Origin of the sequence: Labilibaculum sp. DW002, assembly GCF_029029525.1 — a bacterium.
Lineage (GTDB): Bacteria > Bacteroidota > Bacteroidia > Bacteroidales > Marinifilaceae > Paralabilibaculum > Paralabilibaculum antarcticum.
In genome coordinates this window covers 1,647,977-1,668,970 of sequence record NZ_JAKJSC010000001.1, presented here as the reverse complement: position 1 = coordinate 1,668,970, position 20,994 = coordinate 1,647,977, and the positions used below count along the sequence as shown (strand labels likewise).

The 20,994-nt window shown below is 35.2% G+C and carries 24 protein-coding genes; 23 read left to right on the top strand and 1 reads right to left on the bottom strand.

All coding sequences use genetic code 11. The annotated features are described in order from the left end of the window. Positions 1–17: 17 nt before the first annotated feature. From L3049_RS06330 to L3049_RS06260, 16 genes are all read left to right on the top strand, one after another. Complete coding sequence (locus tag L3049_RS06330) at positions 18–557, top strand: efflux RND transporter permease subunit (protein WP_275108962.1); 540 nt, start codon at positions 18–20, stop codon at positions 555–557. A gap of 98 nt (positions 558–655) precedes the next feature. After that, positions 656–1,870: an efflux RND transporter permease subunit gene (locus L3049_RS06325; protein ID WP_342753435.1), complete on the top strand. Its 1,215-nt coding sequence runs from the start codon at positions 656–658 to the stop codon at positions 1,868–1,870. A gap of 4 nt (positions 1,871–1,874) precedes the next feature. Further along, positions 1,875–3,107 (top strand): TolC family protein, encoded by a 1,233-nt coding sequence (locus tag L3049_RS06320; RefSeq protein ID WP_275108961.1) that lies wholly within the window; start codon positions 1,875–1,877, stop codon positions 3,105–3,107. 11 nt (positions 3,108–3,118) lie between these two features. After that, positions 3,119–4,924 (top strand): efflux RND transporter periplasmic adaptor subunit, encoded by a 1,806-nt coding sequence (locus tag L3049_RS06315; protein WP_275108960.1) that lies wholly within the window; start codon positions 3,119–3,121, stop codon positions 4,922–4,924. Between the two features lie 64 nt (positions 4,925–4,988). Continuing rightward, the gene (locus tag L3049_RS06310; RefSeq protein WP_275108959.1) at positions 4,989–5,807 is read left to right on the top strand and encodes an AlbA family DNA-binding domain-containing protein; all 819 of its coding nucleotides are present in this window, start codon (positions 4,989–4,991) and stop codon (positions 5,805–5,807) included. A gap of 4 nt (positions 5,808–5,811) precedes the next feature. Beyond that, positions 5,812–6,339, top strand: a complete 528-nt coding sequence (locus L3049_RS06305; RefSeq protein WP_275108958.1) for a hypothetical protein — start codon at positions 5,812–5,814, stop codon at positions 6,337–6,339. 9 nt (positions 6,340–6,348) lie between these two features. After that, on the top strand, positions 6,349–6,627 hold the full coding sequence (locus tag L3049_RS06300; RefSeq protein ID WP_275108957.1) for a hypothetical protein: 279 nt from the start codon (positions 6,349–6,351) through the stop codon (positions 6,625–6,627). Between the two features lie 164 nt (positions 6,628–6,791). Next, positions 6,792–7,298: a hypothetical protein gene (locus L3049_RS06295; RefSeq protein ID WP_275108956.1), complete on the top strand. Its 507-nt coding sequence runs from the start codon at positions 6,792–6,794 to the stop codon at positions 7,296–7,298. A 76-nt stretch (positions 7,299–7,374) separates the two neighbouring features. Further along, positions 7,375–7,767, top strand: a complete 393-nt coding sequence (locus tag L3049_RS06290; RefSeq protein ID WP_275108955.1) for a DUF302 domain-containing protein — start codon at positions 7,375–7,377, stop codon at positions 7,765–7,767. A gap of 40 nt (positions 7,768–7,807) precedes the next feature. Beyond that, positions 7,808–8,272 carry a hypothetical protein gene (locus tag L3049_RS06285; protein ID WP_275108954.1) on the top strand — a complete coding sequence of 155 codons (465 nt, stop codon included), beginning with the start codon at positions 7,808–7,810 and terminating at the stop codon, positions 8,270–8,272. A gap of 138 nt (positions 8,273–8,410) precedes the next feature. Continuing rightward, positions 8,411–8,878, top strand: a complete 468-nt coding sequence (locus L3049_RS06280) for a heavy-metal-associated domain-containing protein (RefSeq protein WP_275108953.1) — start codon at positions 8,411–8,413, stop codon at positions 8,876–8,878. 33 nt (positions 8,879–8,911) lie between these two features. Then, on the top strand, positions 8,912–9,283 hold the full coding sequence (locus L3049_RS06275) for a heavy-metal-associated domain-containing protein (protein ID WP_275108952.1): 372 nt from the start codon (positions 8,912–8,914) through the stop codon (positions 9,281–9,283). 150 nt (positions 9,284–9,433) lie between these two features. After that, the gene (locus L3049_RS21635) at positions 9,434–9,655 is read left to right on the top strand and encodes a helix-turn-helix domain-containing protein (RefSeq protein WP_275121348.1); all 222 of its coding nucleotides are present in this window, start codon (positions 9,434–9,436) and stop codon (positions 9,653–9,655) included. 314 nt (positions 9,656–9,969) lie between these two features. Further along, positions 9,970–11,790 carry an HAD-IIIC family phosphatase gene (locus tag L3049_RS06270; protein WP_275108951.1) on the top strand — a complete coding sequence of 607 codons (1,821 nt, stop codon included), beginning with the start codon at positions 9,970–9,972 and terminating at the stop codon, positions 11,788–11,790. Between the two features lie 39 nt (positions 11,791–11,829). Then, positions 11,830–12,396 carry a helix-turn-helix domain-containing protein gene (locus L3049_RS06265; RefSeq protein ID WP_275108950.1) on the top strand — a complete coding sequence of 189 codons (567 nt, stop codon included), beginning with the start codon at positions 11,830–11,832 and terminating at the stop codon, positions 12,394–12,396. Between the two features lie 86 nt (positions 12,397–12,482). Continuing rightward, a complete protein-coding gene (locus tag L3049_RS06260; RefSeq protein ID WP_275108949.1) occupies positions 12,483–14,735 on the top strand; it encodes a heavy metal translocating P-type ATPase in 2,253 nt (750 codons plus the stop codon). 1,057 nt (positions 14,736–15,792) lie between these two features. Here L3049_RS06260 and L3049_RS06255 read toward each other — a convergent pair. Then, positions 15,793–16,092: a helix-turn-helix domain-containing protein gene (locus L3049_RS06255; protein WP_275108948.1), complete on the bottom strand. Its 300-nt coding sequence runs from the start codon at positions 16,090–16,092 to the stop codon at positions 15,793–15,795. 408 nt (positions 16,093–16,500) lie between these two features. Between L3049_RS06255 and L3049_RS06250 the strand changes: the two genes are divergently transcribed. From L3049_RS06250 to L3049_RS06220, 7 genes are all read left to right on the top strand, one after another. Beyond that, on the top strand, positions 16,501–17,550 hold the full coding sequence (locus tag L3049_RS06250) for an RteC domain-containing protein (protein ID WP_275108947.1): 1,050 nt from the start codon (positions 16,501–16,503) through the stop codon (positions 17,548–17,550). A gap of 127 nt (positions 17,551–17,677) precedes the next feature. Further along, positions 17,678–17,971, top strand: coding sequence for a helix-turn-helix domain-containing protein (locus tag L3049_RS06245; protein WP_275108946.1), 294 nt, complete (start codon positions 17,678–17,680; stop codon positions 17,969–17,971). Then, positions 17,971–18,429 (top strand): hypothetical protein, encoded by a 459-nt coding sequence (locus tag L3049_RS06240; RefSeq protein ID WP_275108945.1) that lies wholly within the window; start codon positions 17,971–17,973, stop codon positions 18,427–18,429. Before L3049_RS06245 ends, L3049_RS06240 begins: the two co-directional genes overlap by 1 nt. After that, positions 18,392–19,078, top strand: coding sequence for a P-loop NTPase family protein (locus L3049_RS06235; protein WP_275108944.1), 687 nt, complete (start codon positions 18,392–18,394; stop codon positions 19,076–19,078). Before L3049_RS06240 ends, L3049_RS06235 begins: the two co-directional genes overlap by 38 nt. Before the next feature lie 923 nt (positions 19,079–20,001). Further along, positions 20,002–20,364 (top strand): hypothetical protein, encoded by a 363-nt coding sequence (locus tag L3049_RS06230; RefSeq protein WP_275108943.1) that lies wholly within the window; start codon positions 20,002–20,004, stop codon positions 20,362–20,364. Positions 20,365–20,383: 19 nt separating this feature from the next. Continuing rightward, on the top strand, positions 20,384–20,698 hold the full coding sequence (locus L3049_RS06225; protein ID WP_275108942.1) for a DUF4134 domain-containing protein: 315 nt from the start codon (positions 20,384–20,386) through the stop codon (positions 20,696–20,698). Next, positions 20,698–20,994 carry a DUF4133 domain-containing protein gene (locus L3049_RS06220; protein WP_275108941.1) on the top strand — a complete coding sequence of 99 codons (297 nt, stop codon included), beginning with the start codon at positions 20,698–20,700 and terminating at the stop codon, positions 20,992–20,994. Before L3049_RS06225 ends, L3049_RS06220 begins: the two co-directional genes overlap by 1 nt.

Here is a 20,994-nt window from a genome sequence, read left to right as displayed (position 1 = left end):
ATAACAAATGGAAATTTATGAGTTTGCCAATTCTGATTGTTCTATTTGGAATCACTAGCTGGCAAGGTTTTGATAAGATATTTGGTTTTGCGCCTAATTTTGTAAAAGAAACAGCTCTTTATCAGAATTTGGATGAAAAATTACCAGGTATTGGAAAAGAATTTATGCCTTCTTTGGATGAAGGCTCATTTCTACTGATGCCAACAACCATGCCTCATTCGGGTATCGCTGAAAATCTGGAAGTGATTGCAATCCTTGATAAAAAACTAAATAACATTCCTGAAGTTGAATCTGTAGTTGGGAAATGGGGACGTGTAAATTCAGCACTCGATCCGGCACCAACCTCTATGTACGAGAATGTCATTAATTACAAGCCGGAATACATTCTAAATGAAGACGGACATAAAATGCGTTTTAAAGTCAACGAGGAGAATGCTTTTATATTAAAAGATGGTTCTATTTATAATCCCAAAGAAGATGGCTTTCGTTTGGTTCCTAAAGAAAACTTAGTGATGATAAGAATGGTGAATATTTCCGTCAGTGGCGAGATGAGATAAAATCACCCAATGATATTTGGGATGAGATCATCAGCAATGCAACGATACCAGGTCTGACTTCAGCTCCAAAGTTACAACCTATTCAAACTCGATTGGTGATGCTACAAACCGGTATGCGCGCGCCAATGGGAATTAAAGTTTTTGGTCCTGACTTGGAAAGTATTGAAAAGGTGGGCTTCGAATTAGAGAAACAACTTAAACATGTTGAAGGTGTGAATGGCATGTCGGTTTTTGCTGATAGAGTAGTAGGTAAGCCTTATCTGGAAATGGAGATTGATCGGGATGCCATTGCGCGCTATGGCATTTCAATTAAGAGTTTACAATCGGTATTAAGCAGTGCTATTGGAGGAATGCAATTGACAACTACGGTAGAAGGTAGAGAACGATTCCCGGTTCGATTACGCTATGCAAGAGAATATCGAGATAATCCAGAAGATTTAAAAAAGATATTGATTCCCGCAGCAGGTGGAGCTCAAATTCCCTTGGGAGAATTGGTTGAAATTAATTACATCAGAGGGCCGCAGTTAATTAAAAGTGAGAATACTTTTCTTGTAGGTTATGTGATTTTCGACAAAAAAGAAGGCTTTGCTGAAATTGATGTGGTAGAGAATGCACAGGAGTATCTGAATGAAAAACTTGAATCTGGTGAATTTGTATTGCCAGCAGGTGTCTCTTATGTCTTTACAGGTAATTATGAGAATCAGATTAGAGCGACTAAACGTTTAATGATTGTAGTTCCGGTATCACTAATGATCATTTTCTTGATTCTGTATTTCCAATTCCGATCGGTTATTTCTACCTCATTAATCTTTACAGGTATTATCGTTGCCTTATCAGGAGGCTTTATTATGCTTTGGTTTTATGGTCAGACCTGGTTCTTAGATTTTTCTTTGGCAGGTATGAATTTTAGGGACTTGTTTCAGGTACAAACTATAAACTTGAGTGTCGCCGTTTGGGTTGGTTTTATCGCTCTCTTTGGTGTAGCAACTGACGATGGGGTCTTGATCAGTACTTATATCAAGCAATTGCAGGATAAAAAACCTGCCAAATCTGTTAAGGAAGTTCGAGAACTGATTATCGAAGCGGGTTCAAAAAGAGTGCGTCCGGCCATTATGACGACCGCTACGACCATCATCGCACTGTTACCTGTACTCACTTCAACAGGAAAAGGTTCGGATATCATGATTCCAATGGCAATTCCATTATTTGGAGGAATGACCATTGAGGTATTAACCATGTTGGTGGTTCCTGTACTTTATAGTATGTGGCAGGAATCGAAAGTGAAGAAGGAGTTAAAAAAACTAAAGGAATAGTATCATGAGAAAAGTAAATATAATTATCACAGTCCTGTTTCTTTTGACTTCCTCTGTTGTTTTTGGCCAACAGGAACTGTCAGCTTACTTGAAAACAGGAGCAGAAAATAATCCTGGATTGCAAGCCAGATTTAAGGAATATATGGCGGCTTTAGAGGTAGCACCTCAGGTAAAGGCCTTGCCTGACCCACAAGTGGCATTTGCCTATTTTATCAAGCCGATAGAAACGAGGATGGGCCCTCAGGAATTTAAATTTTCTGCTTCTCAGATGTTTCCTTGGTTTGGAACTTTAAGGGCAAAAGAAAATAGTGCCATTGGGAATGCTAAGGCTAAATATGAGGTTTTTCAGGATGCCAAGTCAAAACTATTTAGTGATATCAGTGCAAATTATTACAATATCTATTTCAATAAGAAAGCCATTTCGGTAACGATGGAGAATCTTGAGATTCTAAGTGCATTTCGAAAGTTGGCTATTATTAAAGTAGAGGCAGGTTTGGTTTCTGCTGTTGATGAGTATCGAATTGAAATGGAAATTGGTGATTTGCAAAATCAATTAGACCTTTTAACAGATAAGCAGCAGGTATTGGAGGTTGCTTTTAATAAGCTCTTAAATGCTGATAAATCAAATATGGTGATTACTCCTGACGTTTTGTGGGAAGATGACATTCCTTTTGCAAAAGAAGTTTTGTTGGATTCTGTGAAAAGTAACAATCACAAATTGCTGGGAATTGCGCTTCAGCAGGAGTCTTTAAAATACAGAAAAGTATTGGCCGACAAGCAAGGCAAACCTAGTTTTAATTTGGGTTTTGATTATACCATTGTCGGAAAGGGAGATAATAATTTGGCAGGAAAAGATGCCTTTATTTTTCCAAAAATTGGGATTACAGTTCCTCTTTACCGGAACAAATACAAAGCAATGATTAATGAAGTTGTTTTGCTGGAAACCGCCAAAGAGATGGACAAAGCCAATACATTAAACATGTTGGAATCCATATTCGAAAATTCATGGAAAGATTATAAAGATGGACATAGAAGAATTGCTTTGTACATCGCTCAGTTAGAATTGGCTAATAAATCTTTAAATCTGTTGGAAACCGATTATGCAACAGGGAACAAGAATTTCGAAGAAATTTTAAGAATGGAAAGAAAGGTTCTAAAATACAATTTGGAGCTGGAAAAAGCCAGAGCAGATAAACAAGCTGCAATTGCATTCATCAACTACTTAATGGGTAAATAAATCGTTCTGTTATGAAAAAAATAATCAACAATATAAAAGATAATTACAAATTAGTAATTGCCGTTTTAGTAATTGGAGTTCTTCTTGGACTCTTATTTTCAGGATCATCTGATAAAACCGTAACACCTTCAAATGGTATTGAAGGGCACGAAGGACATAATCATGAATCAGAAGATCCAACTACCTGGACTTGTTCAATGCACCCTCAGATTAAGCAGGATAAGCCAGGTAAGTGTCCAATTTGTGCTATGGATTTAATTCCTCTTACGACAACGCAATCATCAGGTGATGATGTTGATCCGAATGAAATTGTTATGTCTGAATCTGCAGCTAAATTGGCGGATATTCAAACCATGATGGTTCAATTTGGAGTTCCTGAAAAGTCAGTTCGTTTGCAAGGTAAAATTCATGCAGATGAAAGAAACGTATCTGAATTAACAGCTCGCTTTGGAGGGAGAATTGAGAAATTATTTGTCAATTTCACAGGACAAACTGTGCGTAAAGGGGAAAAACTAGCTACTATTTATTCTCCAAATTTAGTGACAGCACAACGAGAATTGTTAGAGGCAATTAGTTTTAAATCTTCACGTCCATCACTTTATCAAGCATCTAGGGGGAAACTTAAATTGTGGGATCTTACAGACGAGCAAATTGAAGAAATTGAAAAGAAAGGAGAACCTATGTTATATTTTGATATGCTTTCTCCAATCTCAGGGACAGTTACCATGCGACATGTTGCAATTGGCGATTATGTGAAGGAAGGAACAAAACTATTCAAGGTGGTTGATCTATCTAAACTTTGGGTGATGTTGGATGCTTACGAAAGTGATTTGCCCTGGGTGAAAATTAATGATAAGGTAGAGTTTACCGTTCAAGCGATACCTGGTAAGAATTATGAAGCTAAGGTTACCTATATCGATCCATTTATTAATGGTAGCACAAGAGTTGCAAAAGTAAGAGCAGAGGTGTCCAATAAAAACCAACAGCTTAAACCTGAAATGTTCGTGAATGGTATTGTGACTTCTAAAACTGCCGAAACTTCGAACAAAATACTAATTCCAAAATCAGCTATTCTCTGGACAGGTAAAAGAGCTGTGGTTTATGTGAAAGTTCCGAATAGGGAGACACCATCTTTTTTGTATCGGGAAGTTATTTTGGGACCAGAAGCCGGATCATTTTTCGTAGTCAGTGAAGGTTTGCAGGAACATGAAGAAATTGCAATTAATGGCGTTTTCAAAATTGATGCAGCATCTCAATTAATAGGCCTTCCAAGTATGATGAATCCTGGTGGAGGAGCTGCTCCTACAGGACACAATCATGGTGATGTAGCAACGGATCATTCTCAACACAAAATGAAAAGTTTTGATGTGGATAGCAAATTCAAAAAGCAGTTAACGAGCTTTTACAATGATTATCTATCCTTGACCAAAGCTTTTGTAACATCTGATCCTGTTCAGGTTAAATCTGCAGCTGACGCTTTGTTGCCAAAATTGAAAACGATCAACATGGATTTATTAAAAGGTGATGCCCATATGGCTTGGATGGCCGATTTGAAAGTGCTCGAATCTAAATTAATAACAATAGTAGGAGAAAAGAATATTGATAAGCAAAGAACTGCCTTCGCACCTTTTAACCAAGCATTATACAAAAGTGTAAAGTCTTTTGGTTTGGATAAAGTAACGACATACTATCAGTTTTGTCCGATGGCTAATGGCGATAAAGGAGCTTATTGGTTCAGTAATTCTGAAGAAATTCAAAACCCATATTTTGGAGAAATGATGCTAGGATGTGGAGAAGTGAAGGAAACCATTAAGTAATGAGGTCGATATGAGGGAACGAGCAACTGTTCCTTCCAAAATTGCAATTTAAAAATAGTTGGTCATGAATATTATTAAAGGTGCAAATCTCCAAATTCGAAATAGAGAGTTACTAATCCACTCGTTGATTGGACTGTTAATTGGCTTTTTTATTCTGCATCCAATAAGTATGGTTATTTATTGGTTCGATACAAATGGAGCGGAGTATAGTTTGAGAAATCTGGGAAAGGTGACTACTGAAAGTATAATGCATGCTTTTAGCTTTCATATGATTGGAATGTCAATTGCTTTTTCTTTTCTGGGAGCCTTAATTGGTTTAGGATCGGGGTTATACTACAAATCACTGAGAAGAAAAGATGGTCTGTTGCACGGAAAAAGGAAGTTGCTGGAGCAGAGTATTCCCGTACTCATAAAAGAAGGTGAAAGCGAGTTTGTTGAATTCAAGTCTTCTTTAAGACATGATTATCGACAGGTTAAAACAAATAAGAATCTGGAAATGGTTATAATGAAATCAATTGCAGGATTTTTAAATGCCAAAGGGGGGACATTACTGATTGGAGTGAATGATTTTGGGGAATTGTTGGGTCTCGATAATGACTACTTTTCATTAAAGAAGAATGATAAAGATGGTTTTCAACAGAGGCTTATTACTTTGGTCTCAAATACTTTTGGGAAAAATATTTGTGCTTTATTAAACATTTCATTCCACAATATAAATAAAAAGGAAATATGTATCGTGGTCATTCAGCCATCTATGCGGCCAATTTATCTAAATGAAAATTCCCGTACAATTTTTTATTTGAGAACAGGCAATATCACGAATCCTCTGACTACTAGCGAAACAGTTAGGTATCTAGAATCAAGACAAATCATTAAAAACTAAAATCATGAAAGCAAATATATTAATAACTATTCTTCTGCTTTTTATGAGTACAATAGGTTTTACTCAGATTAAATATGAAGGAAAAATTAATTCAAAATACAAATCTATTAAACTGGATGATGGATCAATAAAGTATGTGAAATACGATAAAAAAAATCAAACAATATTCATTCATAATATAGATAACAGTTTGTGGAGAAGTGTTAAGCTTCCACTGCCTAAAAATCATCTTTTAGACGAAATCAAATTGATATCACAAACTACTTTTAATAAAGATGAGAAAGTTGAACTTGTATATTCTTGTGTAGAATATTTGGCACCTGAAAATTATGAAGATCCTTCAGAATCTTTTGTAAGTATCAATTTTACACTTAACGTAATTACCGAGACAGGGGAATCCTTGCTAAAGGTTGATAATAGTAATGAGATGGAAATAATCCATACAAAAGGACAAACCAAAATGCTTATTTACAAACATGTTGGAGAGAGTTTTAATAATAATGATGAAACTCTAATATATAACCTACCATAATTTATAGTTATGAGCGCCAATAGATGTTTTGAATTCCATGCTGATCGGGATTTGACTTTATTTGAGACGAATACAGTTTACGCCTTGTTTTATGGTGTAGAGGAGGTTATAGAGGTGGTTTGTTCAAAAAATATAATACAGTTATTCTACGATTCATCGGCAATTAGTATAATAGAAATGGAACAAATTATTTCAGATTTAGATATTAAAAAAGAAACCGTAATTGCTGAGTATCGTAACAAATATAGGCTGTTTAGCTTTATAAAGGAATTATTGTTTAAACTGTAAAAGTTAGGTTTTTCATAGTTTGGTAACGTGTTTAAATGAAGGTTTGGACACGTGGGTTTTTATTTTTGATCAGATGGGATCAGGCCTTGCGAGAGTATTTTATTCAAATCGGCTTGATCCCATCAATTAGCAACTAAACATTTAATCATTAAAAAAGGAAAGTTATGAAATCAAAAACAATAGTAGCGGTACTGGTTAGTTTGGTCATTTTTGTTGCTTGCGACAAAAATGATGATGAGCAGTTAAATGAAATTACAGGAAAATATACTGGTACTTTATCATTGAAAAGTGTTGTGAAATCGGGATCTTCTTCTGATGATCACGCATATGCAGATGTAATGATTATTGGTGAACAAATTCAGATTCATTGTTATGGAGGAGAATTAGACACAACATTTATGCTTGATTATTACCAGCATAGTGATAGTGTTTTCGTTTGCCACACAGGTGAGGAATTTGAACAAATCTATGGACATATGCTAGGTGAAAATCATATTCCTGGAGGAATGATGGGAGACTCCCATAGTGAAGAAACAGAATGGATGCATCATTTAAGTGATGAACACGAGGAAGGTGATGAGCATTTTGGAAATTTCGATATGCGACACAATACCTTTAACTATTTATTTAAAATGAGTGATGGAGATTACCAATTCATGGGCACTAAGTAAGTTTTAGTTCAATCTCTGGAATTACAAATGCTTTGCGTTTAGTAAGAGTTAATATTCATATAAAACAAAATAAAAGATGTCATACTATAATTCCAAAGTACTGAATTCAAATTTCGAAAAAGTAGAGATACAGGTTAGAGAATCGCTGCAAAATGTGGGATTTGGGGTTCTAACAGAAATTGACATTCAACAAAAACTCAATGAAAAGTTAGCTGTCGAATTTCATAAATACAAAATATTAGGTGCATGTAATCCCAAGTTTGCTTACGAGGCTCTAAAATTTGACAGTAGGATTGGAACAATGTTACCTTGTAATGTTATCATTCAGGAACTTAAAGACGGTAAAATTGAAGTTGCTGCAATCAATCCAATAGCTTCAATGAGTGCCGTTAATAATGAGGATATTGAAAGGGTAGCTACAGAAGTGTCAATACTTTTGAACAAATTTATAGCTTCTCTTACAGATTGAGCCAACTGTCAGAAGGAGTAATGGTAAAAGAGGAGAAATCATGAAAAAAATAAATAATAAGAATAAAACAAAGACTCGATTAGAAAGTAAAAGCAGAACGAGAGGATTGCTATTGTTGGGAGGAATAATAGTAATTGCAGCTATAGCTTTATATGGACCTCAATTGAATAGTAAATCTATTCCTGAAGTAATTAATTACTCATCTTTTGAGGGAGAAATTATACCTGATAGTATAATTTGTATGGTGAGAGGTGATATAAAAAGTAAAGGTAGTTTGCCAATTCAAATTGGAGGTAGAACTTATTATGGTTGTTGTGAGAAATGCTTGACGAAGTTGGAGCAAAATATAGATAATATTCAATATGCAGTTGATCCGGTATCAGGTCAAACGTTTAGCAAGGCAGATGCCATAGTAAGGCAAGATCCGCAAGATCATAAAAGAGTATTATTTTTTAAGTCAGATGAGACTTGCGATCAATATATGAAATTAATTAATAAAAAATAAGTGGACCTGTTATGGTTTTAATTCTAGTATCATATTGGATTATTTAGCCTGTTTTGCACTGCCGGATTGTTGCAAATATAAAAGAGAATCAGTAAAAAAAGATGTGGTAAGTAATAAATAATTTAAAAATTAGAGAAGATGAAAATTAAAGCAATTTATATTGTATTAGTAATGGCTTTTATGAGTTCAGGATCAGTGTTTGCACAAAATAATGCTGAGAAATTTAAAGTTTCCGGTAATTGCGGAATGTGTGAGACAAGAATTGAAAAAGCTGTATTAGCGGTGGATGGCGTATCTGTTGCAGATTGGAACAAAGAATCAAAAATGATTGATGTGACTTTTGATAGTTCTAAGACCGACATCCATAAAGTGCATATGGCTATAGCAAAAGCAGGTCACGACACTCAAATGCATAAAGCGAAAGATGAGGTTTACAACAAACTGCCAGGATGTTGTCAGTACGAAAGAGGTGCTCTTACACAGGTAACTAGTCATGAAGGGCATGATCATTCAACTTGCAGTCATAAATTAGAAAAGAAGGAATCAGATCATTCAGAGTGCACTCGTCCCAATAAAAAGAAAAGTGGCTCTTGTTGTAAAAAATAATTGAATTAGTAATCAATAGTAAAAGAAAACATTATGAAATTAAAATTAGTAGGATTAATCGGTTTGTTTTTTGTTAGCACTTTGAGCTTATCTGCTCAAGCAAAGAACGTTAAATTTAAAGTTTTTGGTAATTGCAGTATGTGCGAGAAGCGAATAGAAAAAGCTGCTCTAGCCATAGATGGTGTGACTATGGCAGATTGGAATAAAGAGACTAAGATGATCGAAGTTGCTTTTGAAAGTTCTAAAACTGACATTCATAAAGTGCATATGGCTATTGCCAAAGCTGGGCATGATACGATGATGCATAAAGCGAAAGATGAAACTTATAATAAGTTGCCAGGATGTTGTCAATATGAAAGAGCAAAGTCTGACACTAAAGGTCATAAAGGACATCAACATCATTAATCAAATACAAGCCCTAAGGTTTGACCTGTGAATGTTGAGCCTTAGGACAAATACTGTTCTGTTGATTTTTGAATCGGTTAGTTTATGAAATAAAAGCACTCTCAAAGTGCTTTTGTTTTGATAGTATTAAAATTAAGAATTTGCCTTAAAATGGGAAAAATAAGGAGCGATTTGGGGATACAGATTAGGCAAGCAAGGATGTCAAAAAAGATGACACAATCTAAATTGGCTGAACTTTTGGGATGTAATCAGGAATACATTTCAAGGCTTGAAAATGGATTAGTGAATACGACAATTGAGTACCTTATTCACATAGCCAATGTGCTAGATCAAGATCTAAATTGTAATTTTATACACAAGAGTGATGTATAATGGGGTGAAAATAACGGAATGTTTTCTTGGTTAGATATAAAATAATGACACTTTGGATACCGAAACGAAACAAGTGTCCCAATTGGTTTTGCTTTATTTTCCCCCATCCAAGTTTATTTCCATTGGTGTTTTTATCCTAATAACTAGTCTTGACGGCGAAAGTGAACTTATGGAGGTTTTCTTATCCCTGTTTGCCCTCTTTTATGGATGGAGTGTGTTATTGAATAATAAACACATTCATTTGAGGGAAATATGTATGAAAATGTAAAGATGGTTAATGTTCCACGAATTGTGATTTTTGAAAACTAAATATGATGGATATTGTTAAGCTAGTGATATGGGATTTGGATGATACGTTTTGGTCTGGAACGCTATCAGAGGAAGAGATTACTCCTATACAGTTCAATATAGATTTGGTGAAAGAATTGGTGGAGCGGGGAATAATGAACTCGATTTCTTCAAAAAACAACCAATATGAAGCAAAAAAGAAACTTCAGGAATTAGGGGTTTGGGATTATTTTATATTTCCTCGAATAAATTGGCAACCTAAAGGGAAGAGTGTTAATAGTATCATAGAGTTGGCACAGTTACGACCTCAAAATGTGTTGTTTTTGGATGATAACCATTTGAATTTAAAAGAAGTTAAATTTTATAATGATGCCGTGTGGGTTGAGGATCCTAATTTCATTTTTAAGATTACCGATCATGATGCTTTTATTGGGAAAGAGGATAAAGAACATAGTCGTCTTCATTATTATAGAATCTTAGAGAGAAAAAATCAGGAACGAACTAATTATTCTGATAATAAGGAATTTCTTCAAACGTCAGGGATTCAACTTGCTTTTATCAGCGAAGTTTTATCTGGTAAGGGCCGAATATTCGAATTGATTCAAAGAACAAATCAAATCAACTATACTAAAAAGAGGATTGCCGAACATGAGCTTGATGAGCTGCTTGAAAATACAGATTACGAATGCAAAATGATTCGGGTAAAAGATCGTTTTGGAGAATATGGTGTTGTCGGTTTTTATGCACTCCAATTATCTACCAACAGACTGGAACACTTTCTCTTCTCATGCCGTGCAATGAATATTGGATTAGAACAATTTGTTTATGCACATTTAAGTTATCCTGAAATTATTAGAGTTGGGGCGGTTACTGCAGAACTGACCAAAGAACCTAAGCCTAATTGGATAACAGTATCGGAGGATTGGAATCAGATTATTGATGAGGATAATGAAACGAAACCTATTCGCTTATTACTGAAAGGAGCTTGCGATCTGAATCAAATGCTGCATTATTTGAATTATAAGAATTTGAACTTACAGTCGGAATTCAATTTTGTGAATGTAAATAATCATCCTGTACCCCAAGCTCATTCATTCATATTATTACAATCGGGAATTGTTAGTGATACTACAAAGTCATACCTGATTGATAAATTGCCTTTTTGGGATGAATCTATTTTTTCCACAAAAGTATTTGAACAGGAGTATGATGTACTGGTATATAGTCTGCTCTTAGACTACACAATGGATCTGTACAACTCAAAAAGAACCAATGTGCTTGTACCTTATGAAAGTTATTCTGATTTTATAAATGAAACGAAAGAACAGTTTGTTTCACGTTGTAAAAGGCATGGTTTTATAGGTATGGATGAAGAGTTTTACGATGATTTTAAAAGTGATTTTACATTTCAGGGACAGATTATTCCTGAGGATCTCAGGAATAATTTGGAAAGTTTGAGGAGTCAAATAAGCAAACCAATCATTTTTATTAATGGAGCGGAAATAAGGAGTCCGAAAAATAATGTATCAGAATTCGGAAAGGCACAAGATCGACACAGAATACTAAATAAAGTATTGGATGATTTTTGTGCTGAACATGACAATGCATTCTTGTTAGATGTAAGAAAGTTTGTAAATGATGAAGGTATTAATCATAGCATCCGACATTACAAAAGACATGTGTACGAGGAAATGGCTCAGGAGCTTATTCGAATTGTAGGAGAAATAAGCAAGGTTGAATATAAAAGGGATGAATTTAGGTTTAAATTAAAAAAAATATCAAAAATCCTTTATGAAAATGCCAAGGATATTTTTTTTAAACTTAAAAGGGTATTATTGGCTAAATGAAATTTAAGGTTCTACAAATTAATTAACTGATATTATACAATGACAAGTATAATTTGCATTAAAAACATGGTTTGTCCTCGCTGTATTGAAACCGTGAGAGAGATATTCAATGAATTGAATATTAAAACGTCCTATATACAGCTTGGTGAAGTAAGCATCAGTGAAAATATAAATGATTCTCAAAGAAAGCAATTAGAGGAAAAGTTGGCCTCAAGAGGGTTCGGATTACTCCAAGACCAAAAATCAAAACTTATTGGCCAAATTAAGGCCATTATTGTTGAGCAAATTCACTACAAAGAAGATGCACTTAAGGTAAATTTTTCGACTGTTATAAGCGAAAAAACAAACCATGAATACTCTTCTCTAAGCAGACTTTTCTCGGAAGTAGAAGGTATCACTATCGAACGATTTATTTTGAAGCAGAAAATTGAAAGAGTAAAAGAGCTTATTTTTTATAATGAGTTAACGCTTTCTGAAATAGCCTTTCAGATGGATTATAGTAGTGTGGCACATCTTTCTGCTCAGTTTAAAAAAGAAACAGGTATGCCACCAACTGAATTTAAAAAACTGAAAAAACCAGGACACCAAGCCCTAGATTCCTTTTAAATACAAAATTCTATAAAGGATTCTCAGAATTCTGTAAAGAATAAGTTTGCTTCCATGCTCATCTTTGTAGTCTAAACTAGAAAGTCATGGAAGAAGTCACAGCATTAAATCAAAGGTTCAGTGTAATTAAAGATAGTCACAAGGTGTCAGGAATGACTTGCGCATCTTGTGCAGTTAATCTGGAATCCTATCTTAATCACGTTAAGGGAGTTAGGCAAGTTGCAGTTAACTACCCCAATCAGTCCGTAGCATTGGAATATGATTCAGGTATCGTTTCCATAGAAACACTCCAGCAAAAAGCACTGGGAATTGGTTATACCATTCTAATTGGAGAAGCAAAGGAAGCACAAAAAGCCTTTAAAGAGATAGAAGAAAAGAGACTGGATAGTCTTAAATCAAAGCTGATAATATCAGCCATTTTTTCAATACCAGTCTTCATTATGGCTATGTTTTTTATGGGACAAATTCCCTATGAAAACTGGATAATGATGATGCTTTCAGTTCCTGCGTTATTTTGGAGTGGTTCCGAATTCTTTGTCATTGCATGGAACAAACTGAAACACTTTTCAGCGAATATGGATACACTCGTTGCACTAAGTACAGGAACTGCCTTTGTGTTTAGTGTTTTTAATACTGTATATCCACAATACTTTCTAAGCCGAGGTGTATCTCCACATGTCTATTATGAATCCGCTGTCATTATCGTAACGCTTATTTTATTGGGACGATTTTTGGAAGAGAAGGCGAAAAGTAAAACCTCTTCGGCCATCAAAAAGCTAATGGATTTGAAACCAAAGCAGGTAATTGTGATTAGAAATGGGGAAGAAAAGACTATTTCTTTTGATGAGATCTTAAAAGGTGAACTTATTATCTTGAAACCGGGAGACAAAGTATCTGTGGATGGTATAGTGAAGAAGGGTAAATCATTTATTGATGAAAGTATGATTTCCGGAGAGCCTATTCCTGTTTCAAAAACAAAGGGAGATAAGGTATTTGCAGGTACAATCAATCAAAAAGGTTCGCTAAGAATCATTGCTAATAAAGTTGGTAATGAAACTTTACTCTCTCAAATTATTCAATTGGTAGAGCAAGCTCAAGCGAGCAAGCCAGCCATTCAAAAATTGGTTGATAAAATTGCGGGCATATTCGTTCCAATAGTAATAGGAATCGCTATACTCACCTTTTTTATTTGGTACATGATCGGCCCTGAGCCATCATTCACCTATGCACTATTAACATTAATTACAGTCTTGATTATTGCTTGTCCATGTGCTTTGGGTTTAGCAACCCCAACGGCTTTGATGGTTGGTATCGGTAAAGGAGCACAACAAGGAATATTAATTAAAGATGCCCAATCATTAGAAACAGCTTTTAAAATTGACACCTTAATTCTTGATAAAACAGGTACCATAACAGAAGGTAAACCCAAAGTAACTGAGTTAGTTTGGGCAGAAGGTGCTCGTGTCGGTGAATTGAAACAAATTCTATTAGCCATAGAGTCCCAATCTGAACATCCTATTGCAGAAGCAATTGTCCAGCACCTCAAAAAAGAAGATACTCCGATTATTCATACAGATTCTTTTGAGAGTATAACAGGAATGGGTGCTAAATCAAGTTTTCAGCAGACAACCTTTATGGCAGGAAATGAAAGACTAATGCTTGTCAATGACATCGATATTCCAAGCGAGTTATCTCAAAAGGCAGCAGCCTTAAAATTAGCTGCTCAAACAGTAATTTATTTCAGTGCTAAAAACAAAGTGGAAGGAGTTATTGCTGTTGCTGACCAAGTCAAGGAAAGCTCCCATTCAGCCATTGAGCAGATTCAGCAAATGGGTATTGAGATTTATATGCTTACGGGTGACAATGAGCAAACAGCTTCGGCAATAGCAAGTCAGGTTGGAATTGAGAACTTTAGAGCAAATGTAATGCCTGCCGATAAAGGAAACTTTGTGAAACAACTTCAAGAAGATGGCAAAACTGTAGCAATGGTTGGTGATGGCATAAATGATTCGCATGCTTTGGCGCAATCCGATGTAGGAATTGCTATGGGAAGCGGAACTGATATCGCTATGGAAAGTGCTGGTATTACTTTAATACATTCCAATCTAAAGCAAATTGCAAAAGCCATAAAGCTATCCAAAGCAACAATGCGTACTATTCGTCAAAATCTGTTTTGGGCATTCATTTACAATGCAATAGCCATTCCCATTGCTGCAGGAGTACTGTACCCTTTCAATGAATTTCTTTTGAATCCAATGATAGCTGGAGCGGCCATGTCTCTAAGTTCCACCTCAGTACTCATTAATAGTTTAAGATTAAGAAAACGCTCAATCCTTTAAAAAAAGGGAGTAATGGATTTAAATAAAATAATGGAATTTTCTCTGAATTATTAATCTTTTAGTTTTTGTTTGAGATAACAAGTTTGACATCAAAGTCGATCATTTAAACAACTTAAAAAACGACTTTCATATCAAATTGTTCTTCATTTGATTTCGAACATTGGGGTTCCGAATAAATTTCAATATCAGCTCCATAATTCCCGCAACCCTGTCACAATTTTCGGGCTCAACCACTTGTCGTTCACAGTAATTCTCAGTTTCTTTAGCTATCGTCGTTAAGCCACTGCCGAAAGCTAAAAAACCTCCATTGCTCATTTTAGGCTCGCCTGCTAGGTCGGCCGCTATCGGTTTTTGTCATCTTTTTTGAGAGGCCACGGGTATTACTTTTCCATGGTAAAAATTTTGCATCCTACATTTAAAATAAAAGTATGTGCCAAAAGAGAAGGAGAGAGGCATTTTGAGATAAGTGATATTTACTCGCAAAATTTTCTACCTGGTTAAATCCCTTTCCCTACACACCTGGGTCAAGCACCACAACCCAATTATTTTCTCATACATTCTAAACAGAAGCATTCAAAAATAAACATACCCAGTGCTTCACCCGGCAACATCCACCACAGCTTCAAAAAAGCCGCCAAAAACCGCTGGCTGTCAATCACAAGTACCTTGTTTTACTTGCCAGTCACAGCCTCCCACTCGCAGACGGCTCGCAACTCAGTAAGGCACAGTAGCTCCAAACCTCCACCACCACCTTTTATACCATTTTAGCATTCAGTTGTTCCCACAGCTAGTTCGAGCGTTTCGCTCGTATTCTGCGAAGGCAGGAAATGGCAAAACAAAATATTACCCACTTGCATTTAAAATGTGAGTGGGTAATATTTTGTTTTTATGACTTATTCGGCTCAAATATGACCTAAAAGGTACAAATATGAGATGTTAGGTCTTTCTTTAATTTAGAATAATTCTATAGAGTTACTATATTTTTGTTGAAGAAGTCTTTGAATTTTTTCTTTGTAAGGAATGTCTCAATTATTTTAAAGACCATGCTTTTCATTTCCTAGTCTAGTTCCTGAATAAGCTTTACTTGCTCAGCAGTGGTTTTGTCTCCAACGTTTACTTCTTTGGGCAAATCTTCGCCCATGTGCACCAGCTCGTCAAGAGTAATATCAAAATAAGCAGCAATTTTATCAAGAGCAGAAATGGAAATCTCTCTTTGTCCATTATCTATTTTGTTGTAGTTAGAACGGTGCATACCAATTAAGTCAGCAATCTCATGCTGTTTAATGCTTCTGTCCTCCTTTAATCGCTTTCTGTTTTGACCTATATGTTGTGTGTGTGTACTTCTTTGTACATCCATGGAAAGTCTATGTCTGTCGTTTTATATATTTTTTTCATAAATAATCAGATGGGAATCACATAGGTTTGTCTGAATAAAAAGACTGATCATTTGCAATCAAATGATTGATTCTGTTTAATTCTTTAATCAAAACTTCAAATTTATGTCAGAATTAATTTTTATAACTAAGCAAGAGAGGAAAACTCCGGAAAGAAAATTAAATGCTGTTATTTAGAAAATTATAATTAACAGGTAGATGTTAATATAATATTCTGGTTGTAAAACACATAACAAACAAAATAATTTATATTTCTCTTAAAATATTCGTTCGATTCAATTGAGATTTCATAAATTTATAATAACAGTATTAATTTTATGGTAGAGGATGTTGGTTGAATAACATCCTCAGCTTCATTCATAAAAGAAGATATGGAGGATTTGTTTATGATTCAGGAAGACAATTTTTTAAACCTAAAAGCCGAATTGTGCAATGCAACAATTGCATTGGAGAAAATTGAAAGTGGATACAAAATCTACTTTAATAATTATTCAGATTATCGAGATTTTGAATGTCATTTAGGCACTTTGTATTATGAATTTATTAATGAAGTTCGAAATAATTTAATCAGTTTCAAAATAGATAAAGAGGCCGAAATATATTTGGAAATGCTGTTGCATGTTTTTGAAATATTGGATGAACAAATAAAAGTATGTCCTGATTTAGTATCTCCACATACTAATGTGAAAATAGTTTCTAAGAGCAATTCTAAACTATCATGCATTCACTCTAGTTTCGATTATTTTTCAGAGATGATGGCTTATTTTCAGTTTCAAAAGAAGATCATTAACAAGTCCAGAAAATTCATTCTAACTTATCAGAAAAAATGCAAGAAATCTTTTAATAAAGTGAAGAAATACCAGTCATGGAAAGATGAATTAAAAGAATTTTACCCAGAAATGGCGAGAGTAAAAGATAAGACTAATAAATTTTCATTATTACCAGAAAAGATTAAATATCTACAAAAGGAAAAAAGAAATCTTTCAAAACAATTCCAAAAAGAAGGAAAGAATTTATATTCATCACCTTTAAATTTTTTCTTTGAATCTCGAATTGAATGTCTTAAGGATTTATTGCTAGATCAAGATGATATTTCAAAGCTTAATCAAAACTTAAGGTTAAATGAGGATTCTCAAATCGAAAAATCAAACTCTCATCAGTTGAAGTGGACGGAAAGTAAAACAGCCTTAGTGGAATTGATTTATGGTTTACACAGCTCAAAGTCCATTAATGATGGAAAGGAAGGCATTAAAAGGATTGCTCAATTGTTTGAGAGTATGTTTGATATTGATTTGGGCGATGTCTATCATACTTTTTCAGAAGTTCGAAATCGAAAAATAGAACAAACTAAGTTTCTTGATCTTCTAAAAGATTCACTTTTAACTAAGATGAAAGAAATTGATGAAAAAATAACACTGTAATATTTAGAAAGTGAATAAATTTCCATGAAAATTTCTTTCCCAAGTTGGGAACAACTTGGGGGAAAATATTTAGAGAATATTGCAATTTGAGGGCTAAGTTATTTTGTGTCATTTAAAACAGAATCTTATGCCAACAGAAATTGTAACCACAGATGATTTGAGAGAATTCAAAATCGAACTATTGGATGAATTCAAAACGATTTTAAAAGAGCACCATGGTCAACCGGCCAAGAAATGGCTAAAATCTTACGAGGTGCGTGAACTACTGGGGATTTCACCAGGAACCCTACAAACCATGAGATCCAACGGAACTCTTCCTTACACAAAAATTGGAGGCATGATGTTTTATAATTTTGAAGACATCAAAAAAATGCTAGATAAGAACCAAGTCAAGTGTCGATTTCCAATTAATGGCCATTGATGAACTACATCCGACATCTCAATAGATTCTTCCAAAAACTGGAACAGGATCAGCGAATGAAAGCTTATCACATCAGTCTGTATTTGTCCTGCTTCCAGATTTGGAACATGAATCGCTTCAAAAATCCTTTTTCGGTAAACCGCTTTGAGATGATGAAGCTCTCCAGAATAGGATCCGTAAACACCTATGCCCGTTGTATAAAAGAATTGAATCAATGGGGCTATATTGAGTATTTTCCTTCAGCCAATTTACATTCCGGCAGTCACATTAGCTGTATCAGATTTGATATCGCAACAGATACTGGATCTGATACAGCAAGTGATACACTTTTAATAAACATTACAAACAAAAACAAAGAAGGGTATCCGGATAATTTGAAAAAGGAAAGAGGAAAAAATGGAAACGGAAAAAACCGATTGAATGCCAGTCTCGACAAAGATTATTCAGAACCCTTATGAGGATGTAGCCAAGTTGATTGGGAATAACTATCAGTTTGATTTTCCATCCTGTTTGAATTGGTTGGAGCGGGTGGGCAAAAAGCAGTTTGGGGCTCATTTTACCATTCACAAGGAAGATGTGGGCTTGATTTATAAACTGCTGGTTTATGCCATTGGAGATGAGGACAGCTGCAAAAAGAAAGGGCTGAGATTACACAAAGGAATTTTATTAACAGGGCCAATTGGCTGTGGGAAAACTTCCCTAATGAGGCTCATCAACCAATTTTTTCCTCCGCTCAGACAATTTCAAATGAAATCTTCTCGAGAAGTAAGCTTTGAGTTCGAACGAGAAGGATTCAAGGTGATCAGTCGGTATGGAAATACCTACTTGCATAGCATAGGAAAAGTTATTAAAACTGGAATTATCTGTTTTGATGATTTGGGCATAGAACAAAGTCAGAAGTACTATGGGAATGAGTGCAATGTGATGGCTGAAATTCTGCTTAGTCGCTATGACTTATTCATTCAAAAGAAAATTATTACCCACCTGACTACAAATTTATCTGCCTCAGAGCTAGAGGTGCTTTATGGAAACCGTGTTCGCAGTAGAATGCGTGAACTGTTCAATCTCATTGCATTTGAGAAGACTTCCAAAGATAAAAGAGTATAGATACCCCTTTATGTGAGCGGCCTGTTTCTTCTATTTATTCCAACCAAGATCATCCTCATTCGCATGCTCCATCATGTGATGTAAGTGTTTTCATTTCATATTGAAACAAGCCTCCCACATCCCTGCATGAAGAGCATCCCCTTCATTTCATTACGGCTCTGCACTTGCTTTTTCCTGCCCTAGGAAGAAGTTTTTTGTGCTGGTAAAGGAAATAGATATCTGCTAAGAAGATGAGTCCTGTGTGTCGGCCAGTATGGCTCAGCCATTTGTCAGCTTCCAGGCTGTTTGCTACGCTCAGCTTCGGGATTCTGATTGCACTGCTTCTCCCAACAAGCCTTGGACACTCGCAGGCAAGAGTATCTCCTTCATTTCATTCCAGAGCTACACTTGCTTTTCCCAAAGTTGTAAAGAAATTGTATTGGTTTAAAAATCAGCCAAAGGAAAGACAAAAAGAAAGCCCAATATAGCCGATTGTCCCGCAGGCTTGCCCGTTAAAAATACAAGGCCAGGCTTTGTGCCACAAATAAATCAAGCTTTTACCTGGTTTCATATTTTTTATTGAGCTGTGGCAGCCTTGTATTTTAGCCTGTCATCGGCTGGTCAGTTGACTTTCTTTTCTTTTTTTGACCGTTTTTTCTCTTCTTTTTTTTTAAAACCAAAGCAAAATCTAGCAAACAGAAACAAATTAAATGCTTTAACAAGCCAACTTGGGATAAAAGATCATTTTTTGAGGTCAATTCATGTGAAAATAGATCAAATTACTACAAATCATCTGGTTTTTACTAAACAATAAAAAACACCCAAGTTGGGAACAACTTGGGAAATTCCTGTTTTTGGATTTTGGACATTTGCTTTATCGAAACAGAGACTACTGTCATGTATTCGATTAGATAATAGAACGTTTACTAAAACCCCAAGAACTTATGTTTGGATTCGATCACATTAGCTGGGCCAACTTTTTAAAACTCACGGCCTTTGTTTTGATTCCATGGTATCTGGGATTGATGGTGCTTGCCTGGTTGAAAAGCAAGTACAAGGATCAGCCGATTCAGTTTGAAGATCAATCAGAAGATGATTTTCAAAAGCAAGAGTTTCAGCCGATACTGGTTTCTGCAAAAGATTTTACCTCAGAATTGATCCCGCCTCTTTCCCTGTTAGGGATCTTGCCAGATATTTCTTTTCAGGAAGAAATGGGTATGGATAAAGCTTTTGAGCTGGATGCCTTTTTACAGCCTGATGAACCAAGATTTAAAGAAATTTTGAGTCAAATTCAATATCAACAATAAGTACTAAAAATTAATTTCCATGAAGAAAAACAGATTGAGAATTTATCAAAAGGGGATGGCTCTTTTGATTGGGATGCTCTGCATAGCATCACTTGCTTTAGGACAAAGTGCAACTGGAATTGATCAAGCTACCAGTGAAATCAATTCCTATGTTGATCCGGTATCTAATTTGATCATTGCCATTGGAGCAGTGGTTGGATTAATTGGAGGAGTCAGGGTCTACATCAAATGGCAAAGTGGAGATCAGGACACCCAAAAAGCCATCATGGGCTGGTTTGGTGCCTGCCTGTTTTTAATTTTGGTAGGTGTTGTCATCAAGGCATTTTTTTCCTGATGGATAACTATCAAATCCAAAAGATAGACACCAGCTTGTATGTGAAAGGTTTTTCAGGTGAATTGGTTTATTTAGCTCTGTACAGTATCATCGGTACTTTTATCCTGTTTGTTTTGCTCTACATACTCGCTGGTGTTTTTTCTGCTGTAGCCATCTGTGTCCCCTCATTTTTTGCCATACTCTATCGTCTCAGTCGAATTCAGAAAAAATACGGTCACAAAGGCTGGAGTAAAAAGAAGCATGCTAAAAAACTACCTCAGTTTATCTCTGTGAAAAGAAGAATCTGTCAAAGCTAA

Bases quoted from the DNA above. Each gene is read 5' to 3' on its own strand.
- L3049_RS06255 (WP_275108948.1), bottom strand. From the start codon at position 16,092: ATGGATGTACAAAGAAGTACACACACACAACATATAGGTCAAAACAGA.
- L3049_RS06260 (WP_275108949.1), top strand. From the start codon at position 12,483: ATGGAAGAAGTCACAGCATTAAATCAAAGGTTCAGTGTAATTAAAGAT.
- L3049_RS06330 (WP_275108962.1), top strand. From the start codon at position 18: ATGAGTTTGCCAATTCTGATTGTTCTATTTGGAATCACTAGCTGGCAA.
- L3049_RS06285 (WP_275108954.1), top strand. From the start codon at position 7,808: ATGAAAAAAATAAATAATAAGAATAAAACAAAGACTCGATTAGAAAGT.
- L3049_RS06295 (WP_275108956.1), top strand. From the start codon at position 6,792: ATGAAATCAAAAACAATAGTAGCGGTACTGGTTAGTTTGGTCATTTTT.
- L3049_RS06240 (WP_275108945.1), top strand. From the start codon at position 17,971: ATGAACTACATCCGACATCTCAATAGATTCTTCCAAAAACTGGAACAG.
- L3049_RS06265 (WP_275108950.1), top strand. From the start codon at position 11,830: ATGACAAGTATAATTTGCATTAAAAACATGGTTTGTCCTCGCTGTATT.
- L3049_RS06305 (WP_275108958.1), top strand. From the start codon at position 5,812: ATGAAAGCAAATATATTAATAACTATTCTTCTGCTTTTTATGAGTACA.
- L3049_RS21635 (WP_275121348.1), top strand. From the start codon at position 9,434: ATGGGAAAAATAAGGAGCGATTTGGGGATACAGATTAGGCAAGCAAGG.
- L3049_RS06275 (WP_275108952.1), top strand. From the start codon at position 8,912: ATGAAATTAAAATTAGTAGGATTAATCGGTTTGTTTTTTGTTAGCACT.
- L3049_RS06290 (WP_275108955.1), top strand. From the start codon at position 7,375: ATGTCATACTATAATTCCAAAGTACTGAATTCAAATTTCGAAAAAGTA.
- L3049_RS06245 (WP_275108946.1), top strand. From the start codon at position 17,678: ATGCCAACAGAAATTGTAACCACAGATGATTTGAGAGAATTCAAAATC.
- L3049_RS06300 (WP_275108957.1), top strand. From the start codon at position 6,349: ATGAGCGCCAATAGATGTTTTGAATTCCATGCTGATCGGGATTTGACT.
- L3049_RS06270 (WP_275108951.1), top strand. From the start codon at position 9,970: ATGGATATTGTTAAGCTAGTGATATGGGATTTGGATGATACGTTTTGG.
- L3049_RS06225 (WP_275108942.1), top strand. From the start codon at position 20,384: ATGAAGAAAAACAGATTGAGAATTTATCAAAAGGGGATGGCTCTTTTG.
- L3049_RS06220 (WP_275108941.1), top strand. From the start codon at position 20,698: ATGGATAACTATCAAATCCAAAAGATAGACACCAGCTTGTATGTGAAA.
- L3049_RS06310 (WP_275108959.1), top strand. From the start codon at position 4,989: ATGAATATTATTAAAGGTGCAAATCTCCAAATTCGAAATAGAGAGTTA.
- L3049_RS06320 (WP_275108961.1), top strand. From the start codon at position 1,875: ATGAGAAAAGTAAATATAATTATCACAGTCCTGTTTCTTTTGACTTCC.
- L3049_RS06250 (WP_275108947.1), top strand. From the start codon at position 16,501: ATGGAGGATTTGTTTATGATTCAGGAAGACAATTTTTTAAACCTAAAA.
- L3049_RS06230 (WP_275108943.1), top strand. From the start codon at position 20,002: ATGTTTGGATTCGATCACATTAGCTGGGCCAACTTTTTAAAACTCACG.
- L3049_RS06280 (WP_275108953.1), top strand. From the start codon at position 8,411: ATGAAAATTAAAGCAATTTATATTGTATTAGTAATGGCTTTTATGAGT.
- L3049_RS06315 (WP_275108960.1), top strand. From the start codon at position 3,119: ATGAAAAAAATAATCAACAATATAAAAGATAATTACAAATTAGTAATT.
- L3049_RS06325 (WP_342753435.1), top strand. From the start codon at position 656: ATGCTACAAACCGGTATGCGCGCGCCAATGGGAATTAAAGTTTTTGGT.
- L3049_RS06235 (WP_275108944.1), top strand. From the start codon at position 18,392: ATGCCAGTCTCGACAAAGATTATTCAGAACCCTTATGAGGATGTAGCC.